Origin of the sequence: Halogeometricum rufum, from assembly GCF_900112175.1 — an archaeon.
GTDB lineage: Archaea > Halobacteriota > Halobacteria > Halobacteriales > Haloferacaceae > Halogeometricum > Halogeometricum rufum.
Genome location: NZ_FOYT01000001.1, coordinates 291,565 through 303,982, shown reverse-complemented (window position 1 = coordinate 303,982; position 12,418 = coordinate 291,565). Strand labels below are relative to the sequence as shown.

Sequence of the window (12,418 nt, the reverse complement as noted above, 5' to 3'; positions counted from 1 at the left end):
GAACCCCGTTCGGCGGGGAGACACGGCGCTCGGCGCGTGCCGAACGGCGGGACGCCCGTGCTGGCGGGGTGCGGCCGAGCGTCGGACCTCTCCCGTCGAGGTCCGGTCGTGGCGTTCCTGTGTCTTGTGGCCACGGCGCGTCTCGTGGTCGTGGGGCGTCTCGCGGCCGCGGGCCGAGACGCCGGCGCGGCGGGAGGCGCACCGACGCGGGACGGCGCGGCGGTGCGAGCGAACCCGGCGGCCCGGGCCGGGGACAACGCGCTTTTGCCGCTCCGCGGGAAACGGGAACCATGCCCGACGCGGACACGCCGGCCGACACCGACCCGACGCTCACCGAGAAGGCCGCGGCGGCGCGCGCGTCGCTCGGAGAGCGGGACGGGGTGCTCGTCGCGTTCTCCGGCGGCGTCGACTCCGCCGTCGTCGCCGCCCTCGCCCACGACGCCATCGGCGACGACGCCGTCGCGTGCACGGCCAAGTCAGAGACGCTCCCCGCCGAGGAGTTGGACGACGCTCGCCGCGTCGCCGACGAAATCGGCATCCGTCACGAAGTCGTGGAGTTCTCCGAACTCGACAACCCCGACTTCGTCGAGAACGACGGCGACCGGTGTTACCACTGCCGGACGATGCGCCTCGGTCGGATGTACGACGCCGCCCGCGACCGCGGCATCGAGACGGTGTGCGACGGGACGAACGCCTCCGACCCCGGCGAGGGCCACCGGCCCGGACTGCGCGCCGTCGAGGAGCTAGAGGTGCTCTCGCCGCTTCTCGCGCACGACATCGACAAGGAGGAGGTGCGCGCCATCGCCGACGACTACGGACTCTCGGTCGCCGACAAGCCGTCGATGGCCTGTCTCTCCTCGCGCATCCCGACCGGCATCGAGGTGACCGAGGAACGCCTGACGCGCGTCGAGAGGGCCGAACGCGTCGTCCGCCAGTGGGGGTTCTCGCAGTTCCGCGTCCGCGACCACGACGGACTCGCCCGCATCGAAGTCGCCGCCGAGGAGTTGGAGACGGCGCTGAACCCCGACTTCGTCGCCGCCGTCCGCGAGGAACTGTCCGACCTCGGCTTCGACCACGTCACCCTCGACCTGCACGGCTACCAGACCGGCAGCGTCAGTCCGGCGGCCGACGAGGCCGACGACGAACCCGTCGTCGAGGACGTGTTCGCCACCGACTACCCGACGAAGTAGGTCCCGAGTTCGGGCGCGCCGAGCGAACTGCGACCCGGTCGCACGCGAGAGTTATGCTCCTCTGCAGCGTCTGACTCTCGATGAGAGAGATTCGGACGGCCATCGACATCGACGCGACGCCCGAACGCGTGTGGGAGGTCCTCACCGACTTCGAGGACTACGGGGCGTGGAACCCGTTCGCGCGCATCACCGGCCAGCCGAACGTCGGGGCGCGCCCGCACGTGCGACTGACGCCGCCGAACGGCCGCGGGATGAGCTTCCGGCCCAGAGTGACCGCCGCGGACCCGAACCGCGAGTTCCGCTGGCGCGGTCACCTGTTCGTCCCCGGTCTGTTCGACGGCGACCACCGGTTCGAACTGGAACCCCTCGACGGCGGGGCGGGAACGCGCTTCGTCCACTCGGAGGCGTTCACGGGCGTCCTCGCCGGACTGCTGTTCCGGTTCGTCGGCGACGACACGGAGGCGGGCTTCGTCGCCATGAACGAGGCGCTGAAGCGTCGCGCTGAGGAGGCGTCCGCCGAAACCGGGGCCGACCCGGCACCGAACCTATCGGCGGAGTGACTGGCCGATTCCCGCACATTTTTTGTGTGGCTGAGCGGACACGACGAACCGTGTATCCCCGTCACGCGGAGCGTCGACCGTGAGCCGAAACGTCCTCCGACGCGGCGTCCGCAACGCCATCGAGCATCCGCGCGTCGTCTACCGCCTCCTGTTCGCCGTCCTCGTCGCGTTCGTCCTCCTCCTGTTCGGCTTCCCCCTCTACTGGCTGCTCGTCCTCGCGGTGACGCCGCCGGCGGCCGTCGACGGACTCGGCCTGTTCCCCGAGACGGTGACCGCATCGAACTTCGTCGCCGTCGTCGCGTTCACCTCGTTCGGCCGTCACCTGCTCAACGGCCTCGTCGTCGCCACGCTCAGCACCGCCGTCGTCCTCGTCGTCGGGTCGCTCGCGGGGTACGCGTTCGGCCGCCTGTCGTTCCCCGGCCGCAGGCCCCTGCTCCTCGTCTTCCTCGTCGTCGCGTACACGCCGCCCGCGGCGTTTCTGGTGCCGCTGTTCCGACTGTTCACCGGCGTCTCGGTTCCGCTCGGACCGGTGACGCTGACGACGCCGACGCTCTACAACACGCCGGGGGCCGTCGTCCTCCCCACGTCGATGCTGACGCTCCCGCTGGCAATCTACGTGCTGACGGTGTTCTTCGCGCAGATACCCGACGAGTTGGAGGCCGCGGCGCGCGTCGAGGGCGCGACCAGACTGGGAGCGCTCAGGCGCGTCGTCCTCCCCCTCGCCCGGCCGGGTGTCGCCGCCGCGGGCGTCCTCACGTTCGTGCAGGTGTACAACGAGTTCTTCTTCTCGTACCTCATGACCGACGGCGACCCCAGACACTGGGCACCGCTGGCCCCGTTCGTCTACGGCCTGCGGTACTCGGAGGCGACGCTCGGAGCGGCCGCCGCCGTCCTCGGACTGGCACCCGTCGCGGTGGTCCTCCTCGTCGCGAACGACTCGCTCGTGGAGGGCGTCGCGGCCACCGTTCCGGTCGAGCGGTGACGCCGTCGGGGACTCGTCGGCGTGCGATTCCGAACGCTATCGGTCGTCTGTCGACGGCCGGACTACGTCGCCGAGGCGAGTGAGACTGCGAGGGGTCAGTTCCCGGTCCACCGCAGGAGGAACAGCGTCCCCTCGAACAGCGTTATCATCGTCGCGGCGATGATGATGGGGGCCATCCCAGTGGGGTCGGGGCTGACGAAGAACGCAAGCCCGAGGAAGGAGGCCCAGAAGATGAGCCGGCGGGCCACCAGCCACTCGCGGGTGACGAGGTTCATCATGATGGCGAGCATGATGAACAGCGGAATCTGGAAGATGATGGCGTTGTAGCCCATCAGGATGAGGATGAGGTTGAACGTCTCCTTCAGGCCGAACGCGATGACCGCCGTCCCCTGCGTGTAGGACGTGAAGTACGCGAAGATGGCCGGGAGGACGACGAAGTGCGCGAAGGCGATGCCGACGAACGCGAGGACGAGGCTCGTCGGCACCGCGGCGAGGTAGTAGCGTCGCTCCCGCGGGAACAGACCGGGGCGCATGAACAGGTACGTCTGGTAGACGAACACCGGGAGGCCGACGACGAGGCCCGCCAGTCCGGCCACCTTCAGTTCCGTCAGGACGAGTTCGAGCGGACCGTAGACGCGCGGGCGACGTTCGGCAATCTCCGGCGCGCCGGGGATGTGCTTGTTCCAGAGGAAGTTGATGACGTCCGTCGAACTGACGAGGTTCAGGTTCATCGCCTGATTCGCCAGGTCGGCGCCGGGGTACAGAACCAGCGTGACGAGGCCGCCGACGAGGAACACCACCGCCAGCCGGTTGACCATCTCCTCGATGTGGTCGGCCAGCGGCATCTCCTGGTCGGTCTCCGGGCCGTCCCCGAACATCCCGTCGTCGAGTTCGTCGTCCCCGAGGTCGGGTGTCGGCCCGCCGGTGACGGTGGGCGCGCCGCCGTCGGTGTCGGCGACGGCCTCGCCGTTCTCGTCCCCGCCGTACCGGAGTTCGTCCGCCGTCTTCGGTTCCGGCGGTGCGTGGTCCTCGGGCCAGAGGTCCTCCGCGTCGGAGTCGTCGGCGTCGGTCGACGCGTCGGAGTCGTCGGAATCGCTGGCGTCGTCAGCGTCGGCGTCGGTCGACGACTCGTCCGGCGGTTCGACGAGTCCCTCGCGTTCCATCGTCACGTCGTCTACGGGGTCGTCCACGTCCTCCGGGTCGGTCTCCGCGCCGGGGCGGCCCTCGGCGGTGGCGGCGACGTCCGGCCGGTCGTCGGCCGAGTCCGGCTCCGACTCCGGCGGCGTCGTCTCGGTATCGTCGTCGCCGTCCGTCTCAATATCGTCGTCTGTGCCGGTATCCTCGTCTATGCCGGTATCCTCGTCTATGCCGGTATCGTCGCCGTCTGCGCCAGTATCGTCGCCGTCGGTGCCGGCGTCGCTATCGCCTTCGTCCGCGGGTCCGTCGGCGGTGTCGTCCGCGTCGGTGTCGTCCGCATCGGCGTCGCCCCCATCGTCCGCATCGGCGTCGCCCCCATCGTCCGCATCGGCGTCGCCCCCATCGTCCGCGTCGTCGTCGACCGCGGAGGCGTCGCTGTCGGTGTCGTCCGACGGCGCAGACGCGTCCTCGGTCGGCGTGTCGGACGATTCGGTCGTCTCGGCGTCGTCCGAGGGGACGCGCTCGGACTCGTCGGCGTCCGATGACGGACGGTCGGACTCCGAATCGTCGGCCATTCATCAGTGATTCTCTGCCCGCTTCTTATAGGCCTTTCCGGATGGGCGCGCGGCGACGCGGTGAAAAAGATTGATAACCGCGAGATGGCTTTCCTCGGGTATGTCCAGCGCGCTCGACGAGGACACCCGCCGCGCCATCGACGACGGTCGCGAGACCGCCGGTGCGATGCTCCGCGCGGCGCAGAAGGACCTCCAAAAGGTGTTCATCGTCTTCCTCGTCGGCTTCCTCGGCACGTTCTACGCGCTCCGTCTGTACATCTGGGACTTCCTCGAGGCCATCACCAGACGGAACATGAACGCGGCCGTCAACGAGCAGGTCGAGATTATCGCGCAGACGCCGTTCGACGTGGTGCTGTTGCAGGCGAAGATAGGCCTCGTGACCGGACTCATCCTCGCCGCGCCGGTGTTCATCTTCTTCTCCCGCGACGCCCTCAGAGAGCGCGGCCTGTGGCCGTCGTCGCCGGTCCCCCGGTGGCAACTCGCGCTAATCGTCGTCGGGATGGTGACGCTGTTCGGCCTCGGCGTCGCCTACGGCTACGTCTTCTTCTTCCCCATCACGTTCCGCTTCCTCGCCCAGAACACGGTGAACATCGGCTTCGCGCCGACGTACTCCATCGTCAAGTGGGCGCAGTTCATGTTCCTCCTGACAGTCTCGTTCGGGCTGGCGAGCCAACTGCCGCTCGTCATGACGCTGCTGTCGTACGCCGAAATCGTCCCGTACGAGACGTTCCGCGACCAGTGGCGCTACGCGGTGCTCGGCGTCTTCGCCGCCGGCGCGATGTTCACGCCGCCGGACCCGTTCACGCAGATTCTGTGGGCCGTCCCCGTGCTGACGCTGTACGGTATCAGCCTCTACATCTCGAAGGTCGTCGTCACGGCCCGTCGCAGCAGCGAACAGATCGACCTCCGGACCGCCGTCGGGAAGCGGTGGAACCTCGTCGCCGGGAGCACCGCCCTCGGCGCCGCGGCCGTCTACCTCTACTACTCCTACGGCGGGCCGGCGGCCGTCAACTCCCTCCTGGACCGCGTCGGGAGCAGCTACTTCGTCCCCGAACTCGGGGGCCTCCTCGGCGTCGCACCGGAGACGGCGCTCGTCGTCTGGTCCGTCCTCGGTGCCCTCGCGTTCGCGCTCCTCGGTCTCGGCTACGCCGTCTACAAGGACATCGAGGAGTCCGTCGGACCGCTCGAACGCGGCGTCGGCGACCCCTCGAAGATAGACGTGCGCGAACTCGACGCGGCGGGCGTCCGGGCCGCGCCGCCGGAGGTGTTCGCCGACCTGAGCGAGGAGGAGGCGATGGGCATCGCGGGCGACGCACTCGACGACGGCGACAAGGAGAAGGCGCAGGCCATCGTCGACCGGTTCGACGAGGCGGAGGAAGAACGCGAGGCGTCTGACGGCGACGCCGACGCCGGTGACGCCGACCAGCAGGGCGAACTAGAAGACAGAGCGACGCGCGCCGGCGGGACGTTCCTCGACGAACTCACCGACGGCGAGACGGACGAGGACGACATCGGCGGCTACTACAAGGACCTCGCGTTCATCTTCGAGACTGTCACGTCGAAGGCGTTCCGCATCGTCGCGCTGTTCATGCTCGTCCTCGCGGGGACGTTCACGTGGCTCTACACCGTCGGCTTCAAGGAGGTGTACGAGCAGTTCCTCGGCCGCCTCCCCGCCGCGGTGACACCCGAGGAGGTGCTGAACGTCGTCGCCCTCCACCCGATGGAGGCGCTGCTGTTCCAGGTGAAGTTCTCGACGCTCGTCGCCGTCCTCGTCACGCTCCCGGTGGTGGCGTACTACGCGTGGCCCGCCCTCCGGGACCGTCAGATCGTCCGCCGTCGCCGCCGCACCGTCTTCTTCTGGACCGGGTCGCTGGTGTTCGGACTGCTCGGCGGGTTCGTCCTCGGGTACTTCTACGTCGCCCCCGGCGTCATCTCGTGGCTGGTGAACGACGCGGTGCAGGCGAACATGATAATCTCCTACCGCATCACCGACTTCTTCTGGCTCATCTTCTTCACGACGGGCGGCATCGGCATCCTCGCGGACATCCCCATCCTGATGCTGTTGCTCAACGGTGCGGGCGTCACCTACCAGACCCTCCGGGGTCGCTGGCGCGAGGTGACCGTCGGCATCCTGACGTTCGCCGCCCTGTTCACCCCCGCGGGCATCGTCTCGATGTTCCTCGTCACGATTCCGCTGATGGCCGCCTACGGCGTCGGCCTCGGCGTCCTGTTCGTCGTCACCCTCGGCGGCCGACGGAACCTCGCGCCCGCCCGCGACGCCGCCTGAATCGGACCGAGACGCGGCGGAGCGCCCGAGGGACGGCGTATTCTCCTGCGAGTATCGGACCAGCGCCGGCATCGCGACGCGAACGCGCCGGACGGCGACAGAGCCGCCCGGATGCGGAGTCATCTCGCCTCGATATTCCCGTCGGCTTATCGAGTGAAGAACCGAGTCACATATACCCGTCGGGATTGCATAGTGTCTATCATGTCCAAGATTAGCGTCGAGATTCCCGACGAGTTACTCGCGGACCTCGACGAACACGTCGGCGACGACAAGAAGTTCGTCAACCGGAGCGACGCGGTTCGCGCCTCCATCCGGAAGACGCTGGACCTCCTCGACGAGATAGACAACCGGCACGACAGACTCGACGATGAGTGAGACCCGAGTGGGAACGGGACAGGTGGCCATCCTCGCGCTGTTCGTCACCGCGCTGACGACGGCGCAACTCACCGCCTCGAAACTGCTCGCCATCCCGGTACCCGACGCCCTCGGAAGCCTCCCCGTCGTCGGCGCGACGGTTCTGATGCCCGGGGCGGCGCTGGCGTACGCGCTCACGTTCTTCGCCTCGGACTGTTACTCGGAACTGTACGGCCGGCGCGCCGCGACGGTGATGGTCAACGTGGGCTTCGCGATGAACTTCGTCCTCCTCGCCCTCGTCTGGGGGACCATCTTCATGCCCGCCGCGAACCCCGAGTTCGCCGGGCAGTTCCGCACCGTCCTCGCCTCCGGGACGAACGTCGTCGCCGGCAGCCTCCTCGCCTACGTCGTGAGCCAGAACTGGGACGTACTCGCATTTCACCGCATCCGCGAGATGACCGGCGGCGACCACCTGTGGCTCCGCAACGTCGCCTCGACGGCGACGAGTCAGGCGATAGATACGGTCATCTTCGTCACCGTCGCGTTCTACGTCGCTCCGCGACTCCTCGGCATCGGCGAGGCGTTCCCGCCGAGCGTCGTCCTCTCACTCGTCGTCGGGCAGTACCTCCTGAAACTGCTCATCGCGGTGGTCGACACGCCGTTCGTGTACGCCGTCGTCGCCGCCCTCGGCGGCGGCCGCGGCCGCGACGAACGTGACCCGTGGGCGCTGGAGTGAACGCCGACGCGTCGCGAAACTGACTAACGACCTTATGAGGGGTGGTATCGTACGACACGCATGGTAGCAGAGCGGCGCGTCCGTCTGACCGAGGGAGACAGCATGGAGCGCGGGCTTCGATGCCCGTCCTGCGGGACGTACACGACTCTCTCTGACATCATCGCCACGGGGCGGTGTCGAAACGGCAGTCGCCGAGGGAACTGCGACGTCAACCTCCACGTCGACGTGGTCATCGAGGAGTGAGTCCCGCGGTGGACGAACCGACCGGTGCGACGGCGTCCGACCGCGGTGGCGTCGCTACGGTTCGACCAGTTCGGCGAAGCCGAAGTTCGGCTTGAGGTCGGTGACGCGCACGTGAACCTCGTCGCCCGCCTCGGTCCCGGGGACGAACAGCGTGTAGCCGTCCACCTTGGCGATGCCGTCGCCCTCGCTCCCCACGTCGTCGATGACCACGTCGAGTTCGTCACCGGTGGCGACGGGCGCGGTGATGCGGTGTTTGCCGACCAGATACTGCTCGGAGGATTCGTTCCGCGAGGCGTCGGGTCGGATGGAGCGGACGTACTGGAACTCCTCCTCCACGTCGGCCCGGAAGTCTGCGAGGTCCTGCCCGTCGAACACCTTCACGGCGAAGTCGCCGCCCGCGGGGAGGAGGTCCAGGGCGACTTCGAACGCCTGCCGGGCGAGGTGGATGGACCGGGCGTGGTCGAGCGAGTACTCGCCGGTCATGTTCGGCGCCATGTCGGAGATGACGACGTCCGCTCCCTCGGCCCCGATTCGGTCGCGCAGGCTCGCCTTCGTCTCCTCGTCGGTCATGTCGCCGCGGACCGTCTCGACGTTGTCGAGGTCCAGGTCGCGGATGCGCTGGAGGTCGACGCCGACGACTTTGCCGTGGTCGCCCACTGCCTCCGAGGCGACCTGCAACCACCCGCCGGGGGCGGCGCCGAGGTCAACGACGGTGTTGCCGGGCCCGAACAGACCGGCGTCCTCGTCCAACTGCTTGAGCTTGTACGCCGACCGGGTCCGGTAGCCCTCCTGTTTGGCCTTGTTGTAGTAGTGGTCTTTTCTGGTCATGGCTTGGGTGTCGAACTGAGCGAGGCGTCCCGCGAGGGAACCGCCGGCGAAGCCGCGTTCATACACGAAGCGACGGGGTCGACCCGGAAATGCACATCGGATGCGAGCGCTCGGCGGCACCGCTCGGTCGCACCGAGCGATAGCACCGACTACGCGTCGGCGTCGGGCTTTCGGCCCTCGATGGTCGCGGAGACGATGTAGTCGCTCAGGTCGAGCGAGTCGTCCCACTCGCTGATGAACTCGGCGCTCTCCTCTTTCGGCGCGATGGCCACGTCGACGAACCCCGCGTCGGACAGCATCGCTTCGAGTTCGTCCACGGTGGAGGCGCCGGCGACGCAGGCGGCGACGGACTCGGGGTCCGAGCGGACCGACTCGGGCACGGGCGCCGTCATCACCACGTCGGAGATGGCGAGTCGGCCGCCCGGCCGGAGGGCGCGGAACGCCTCGCGGAACACCTGCGGTTTGTCCGGCGAGAGGTTGACGACGCAGTTGGAGATGACCACGTCCACCGTCTCGTCCGCGACGGGGAGGTGCTCTATCTCGCCGAGGCGGAACTCGACGTTCTCCGCGTCGTTCTCCCGGACGTTGTCGCGCGCCTTCTCGACCATCGCCGGCGTCATGTCCACGCCGAGGACGCGGCCGTCCTCGCCGACCTCCTGTGCGGCGAGGAAGCAGTCGAAGCCCGCGCCCGACCCCAGGTCGAGGACCGTCTCGCCCTCGCCGAGCGAGGCGATGGCCGTCGGGTTGCCGCACCCGAGGCCGAGGTCCGCGCCCGCGGCGACGGCGGCGACGTCCTCGTCGGTGTAGCCGAGTTCCGTCGAGTCGGTCGCGTCGGCGTCGGCGTCACAGCAGCCGTCGCCGTCGTCGCAGCAGTCGCCGTCCGAGTTCGACTCGGCGGTGCTCGACGCCGAGTCCGAGTCGGTCGCGATGCGGGCGTACCGGTTCCGGACGGCGCGTCGCTGTTCGTCGGGGTCGATACGTCCGGTCTCGTCGGTCGGTGAGTCGCTCATGACAGTCGCTCCTCGACTTCGTCGAACAGTTCGACGACGTTCGCCTCGATTTCGTCCCGAATCTCGCGCGCTCGTTCGTCGTCGGCCCCGTCGGGGTCGTCCAGCGCCCAGTCGCGCACGTCGACGCCGGCGGCGGTGTCGAGTTCGAGCGTCGAACAGCCCATCGTCGCCACGTAGTCGCAGGCCTCCAACTCGGTCGTCGACACCTCCCGCGGCACCCGGTCCGAGAGGTCGAACCCCTCCTCGCCCATGATGCGGACGACCACGTCGTGGACGTGGTCGGCGGGGTGGGTGCCGCCGGTCAGTATCTCCACCCGCTCGGAGAGTCCGCGGCGTTCGCGCTCGCGTTCGGCGAACGCGGTCGACATCTGGCTGCGCCCGGCGTTCTGGACGCAGACGAACGCGACGCGGACCGAATCTGACCCCGCGGCCCGGTCGTCGGCGTCGCTCATTCGTCCGCACCTCGCGTGGCGTCCAGTGCGGCGAGCAGTCGGTCGGCCCGGTCGGTGGTGCCGTAGTAACGCCACGTCCCCTCCTTCCGACGCGAGAGCAGACCCGCGTCCGTGAGGTCCGAGAGCGCGTGACTGACGGCGCTGTCGCTCACCTCGAACACCGGCGTGATCTCACAGACGCAGAGTTCCTCCTCCGCGGCGGCGAGGAGCCGGACGATTCGGTAGCGCGTCTCGCTCCCGAGCGTCTTCAGTATCTCCACGTCGCGGTCGACGGTGTCCGGAATCCCCTCGCTGAGGGCCTCCAGACGCGCGAGTCGGTCCGCCACCTCGTCCTCACAGCACTCGCCCGCCTCGTCGGCGACGAGACGCCGAAGTCTGGTCGTGTCTGTCTCCATGTCTGATTAGATGAGCAACTGTTCAGATAATACTTTCGGCGTCGGGCGAGGCCGGTGGTCGGCGCAGTCAGACCGGCACACGCACGCTCACGCGACGTGCGGGAACACACTTAGCGAGCGCGAAAATCACGGGTATTTTTAAGCCCGCTGTCGTACCTCCGGTCACATGTTCAAGGCCATCGTGAGCGCCTCCACGCTCCGGGACGCGCTGGATTCGGTGAGCGTACTCGTCGACGAGTGCAAGATTCGACTGAACGAGGACGACCTCTCGATTCGAGCGGTCGACCCCGCCAACGTCGGGATGGTCGACCTGACCCTCGACGCGGCGGCGTTCGAGTCCTACGAGGCCGACGGCGGCGTCATCGGCGTCAATCTCTCGAAACTCGAGGACTTCGTCGGCATGGCGAACTCCGACCAACTCGTCGAACTCGAACTCGACGAGGAGACGCGGAAACTCAACATCCGCATCGACGGCCTCTCCTCGACGCTCGCGCTCATCGACCCCGACTCCATCCGGCAGGAACCCGACATCCCGGACCTCGACCTCCCCGCCGAAATCGTCCTCGAGGGCGCGCAACTGGACCGCGGTATCAAGGCCGCGGACATGGTCTCCGACCACGTCCGCCTCCGCGTGGACGACGCCGAGGAGGCGTTCCACATCCAGGCGCAGGGCGACACCGACGACGTGGACTTCCAACTCGACGCCGCGGACCTCATCGACCTCACCTCGGGGACGGCCGACTCGCTGTTCTCGCTGGACTACCTGAAGGACATGAACAAGGCCATCCCGAAGGACGCCGAGGTCACCGTCGAACTCGGCGAGGAGTTCCCCGTCAAGCTTCACTACCGCCTCGCCGAGGGGCAGGGGAACGTCACCTACATGCTCGCGCCGCGCATCCAGAGCGAGTAAGCCGGACGCCGTCGTCAATCCGCGTCCAGTCCCCGTCTCTCTCTCTACCGACCCGGTAGCGACCGCTCGCGGCCGAGCGTGATGTCAGCCACCCGAATATTCATGGGAGCACGTACACACGGAACGGTATGGACCGGTTCCCGCTCGCGTGTTCGCTCGTCGCCGCGGTCCTCCTCGTCACCTCCCCCCTCTACGTCCTCCCGCACGCGTCGAGTCCCGCCTACCGCCACACCGTTCAGCCGGTGGACGGCGGCGGGGCGACCGCCACCCCGTACGCCGACCTGCCGGCGCGGGCGCGACAGACGTTCGACGCGGCGCAGTCGGCCGACGGCACGGTCGTCGAACGGACGACCGACCCGGCGTTCGAAGTCGGGCGAGCGGTCGTGGCCACGGGGGACGGCCGGTACGTCGTCGCCACGGTCAGAGAGCCGCCCTCGACGGCGGTGCGTTGGCTGAAGCAGGCGCTGGCCACGTTCGGCGTCGTCCTGTTCGCCGTCGCGGGCGTCGCCCTCCGGGACGACGACGACCGGACGGCGAGGCTCCCCGTCGGGTTCGCCGTCGTCGGTCTGGGTGCCGTCGGCGCCGCCGCGACGGGCGTCCACCCGGCCGAGGCGACGGTCCTCCTCGCCGCCGTCGTCGTCGCACAGTTCGTCGCTCTCTGGTGGGCCGTCGCCGCGGCCACGGGTCGCATCGTCCCGCGACCGCTGGCCGACGACTGAGCGACGACTGAGCGACGAAATCGGCCGCCGCCGGAGCGAC

14 protein-coding genes are annotated in these 12,418 nt (G+C 68.6%); 9 read left to right on the top strand and 5 right to left on the bottom strand.

The genetic code is table 11. The features are described from left to right. The first annotated feature begins 290 nt into the window (after nucleotides 1–290). The 3 genes from larE to BM310_RS01570 all read left to right on the top strand — a co-directional run bounded on the left by larE (nucleotide 291) and on the right by BM310_RS01570 (nucleotide 2,732). A complete protein-coding gene (gene larE / locus BM310_RS01580) occupies nucleotides 291–1,190 on the top strand; it encodes an ATP-dependent sacrificial sulfur transferase LarE (RefSeq protein WP_089803992.1) in 900 nt (299 codons plus the stop codon). Nucleotides 1,191–1,270: 80 nt separating this feature from the next. Next, nucleotides 1,271–1,750, top strand: a complete 480-nt coding sequence (locus BM310_RS01575) for an SRPBCC domain-containing protein (RefSeq protein ID WP_089803991.1) — start codon at nucleotides 1,271–1,273, stop codon at nucleotides 1,748–1,750. Nucleotides 1,751–1,829: 79 nt separating this feature from the next. Further along, nucleotides 1,830–2,732: a carbohydrate ABC transporter permease gene (locus BM310_RS01570; protein WP_089803990.1), complete on the top strand. Its 903-nt coding sequence runs from the start codon at nucleotides 1,830–1,832 to the stop codon at nucleotides 2,730–2,732. Between the two features lie 95 nt (nucleotides 2,733–2,827). Here BM310_RS01570 and tatC (BM310_RS01565) read toward each other — a convergent pair whose 3' ends face one another. Then, nucleotides 2,828–4,444 carry a twin-arginine translocase subunit TatC gene (gene tatC, locus BM310_RS01565; RefSeq protein WP_089803989.1) on the bottom strand — a complete coding sequence of 539 codons (1,617 nt, stop codon included), beginning with the start codon at nucleotides 4,442–4,444 and terminating at the stop codon, nucleotides 2,828–2,830. Between the two features lie 100 nt (nucleotides 4,445–4,544). Here tatC (BM310_RS01565) and tatC (BM310_RS01560) point away from each other — a divergent pair, with 100 nt between their 5' ends. The 4 genes from tatC (BM310_RS01560) to BM310_RS01545 all read left to right on the top strand — a co-directional run bounded on the left by tatC (BM310_RS01560) (nucleotide 4,545) and on the right by BM310_RS01545 (nucleotide 8,064). Continuing rightward, nucleotides 4,545–6,731 carry a twin-arginine translocase subunit TatC gene (gene tatC, locus BM310_RS01560; RefSeq protein WP_089803988.1) on the top strand — a complete coding sequence of 729 codons (2,187 nt, stop codon included), beginning with the start codon at nucleotides 4,545–4,547 and terminating at the stop codon, nucleotides 6,729–6,731. 201 nt (nucleotides 6,732–6,932) lie between these two features. Next, nucleotides 6,933–7,106, top strand: coding sequence for a ribbon-helix-helix domain-containing protein (locus BM310_RS01555; RefSeq protein WP_089803987.1), 174 nt, complete (start codon nucleotides 6,933–6,935; stop codon nucleotides 7,104–7,106). After that, nucleotides 7,099–7,821, top strand: coding sequence for a queuosine precursor transporter (locus BM310_RS01550; protein ID WP_089803986.1), 723 nt, complete (start codon nucleotides 7,099–7,101; stop codon nucleotides 7,819–7,821). The genes BM310_RS01555 and BM310_RS01550 overlap by 8 nt, the downstream gene beginning before the upstream one ends. A 60-nt stretch (nucleotides 7,822–7,881) precedes the next feature. Further along, nucleotides 7,882–8,064 (top strand): hypothetical protein, encoded by a 183-nt coding sequence (locus tag BM310_RS01545; protein ID WP_089803985.1) that lies wholly within the window; start codon nucleotides 7,882–7,884, stop codon nucleotides 8,062–8,064. Between the two features lie 54 nt (nucleotides 8,065–8,118). Here the strand turns inward: BM310_RS01545 and BM310_RS01540 are convergent, their stop codons facing one another. The 4 genes from BM310_RS01540 to BM310_RS01525 all read right to left on the bottom strand — a co-directional run bounded on the left by BM310_RS01540 (nucleotide 8,119) and on the right by BM310_RS01525 (nucleotide 10,749). Continuing rightward, nucleotides 8,119–8,892 carry a 23S rRNA (uridine(2552)-2'-O)-methyltransferase gene (locus BM310_RS01540; protein ID WP_089806926.1) on the bottom strand — a complete coding sequence of 258 codons (774 nt, stop codon included), beginning with the start codon at nucleotides 8,890–8,892 and terminating at the stop codon, nucleotides 8,119–8,121. Between the two features lie 149 nt (nucleotides 8,893–9,041). Next, nucleotides 9,042–9,902: an arsenite methyltransferase gene (gene arsM, locus BM310_RS01535; RefSeq protein ID WP_089803984.1), complete on the bottom strand. Its 861-nt coding sequence runs from the start codon at nucleotides 9,900–9,902 to the stop codon at nucleotides 9,042–9,044. Further along, nucleotides 9,899–10,354, bottom strand: coding sequence for a low molecular weight phosphatase family protein (locus BM310_RS01530; RefSeq protein ID WP_089803983.1), 456 nt, complete (start codon nucleotides 10,352–10,354; stop codon nucleotides 9,899–9,901). The genes arsM and BM310_RS01530 overlap by 4 nt, the downstream gene beginning before the upstream one ends. Beyond that, entirely contained in the window at nucleotides 10,351–10,749 is a 399-nt protein-coding gene (locus BM310_RS01525) for an ArsR/SmtB family transcription factor (protein WP_089803982.1), read from the bottom strand. Before BM310_RS01525 ends, BM310_RS01530 begins: the two co-directional genes overlap by 4 nt. A 166-nt stretch (nucleotides 10,750–10,915) precedes the next feature. On the opposite strand from BM310_RS01525, the gene BM310_RS01520 reads away from it, so the two are divergent. Next, nucleotides 10,916–11,659 (top strand): DNA polymerase sliding clamp, encoded by a 744-nt coding sequence (locus BM310_RS01520; protein WP_089803981.1) that lies wholly within the window; start codon nucleotides 10,916–10,918, stop codon nucleotides 11,657–11,659. A 128-nt stretch (nucleotides 11,660–11,787) separates the two neighbouring features. Beyond that, nucleotides 11,788–12,378, top strand: coding sequence for a hypothetical protein (locus tag BM310_RS01515; protein WP_089803980.1), 591 nt, complete (start codon nucleotides 11,788–11,790; stop codon nucleotides 12,376–12,378). Nucleotides 12,379–12,418 lie beyond the last annotated feature (40 nt).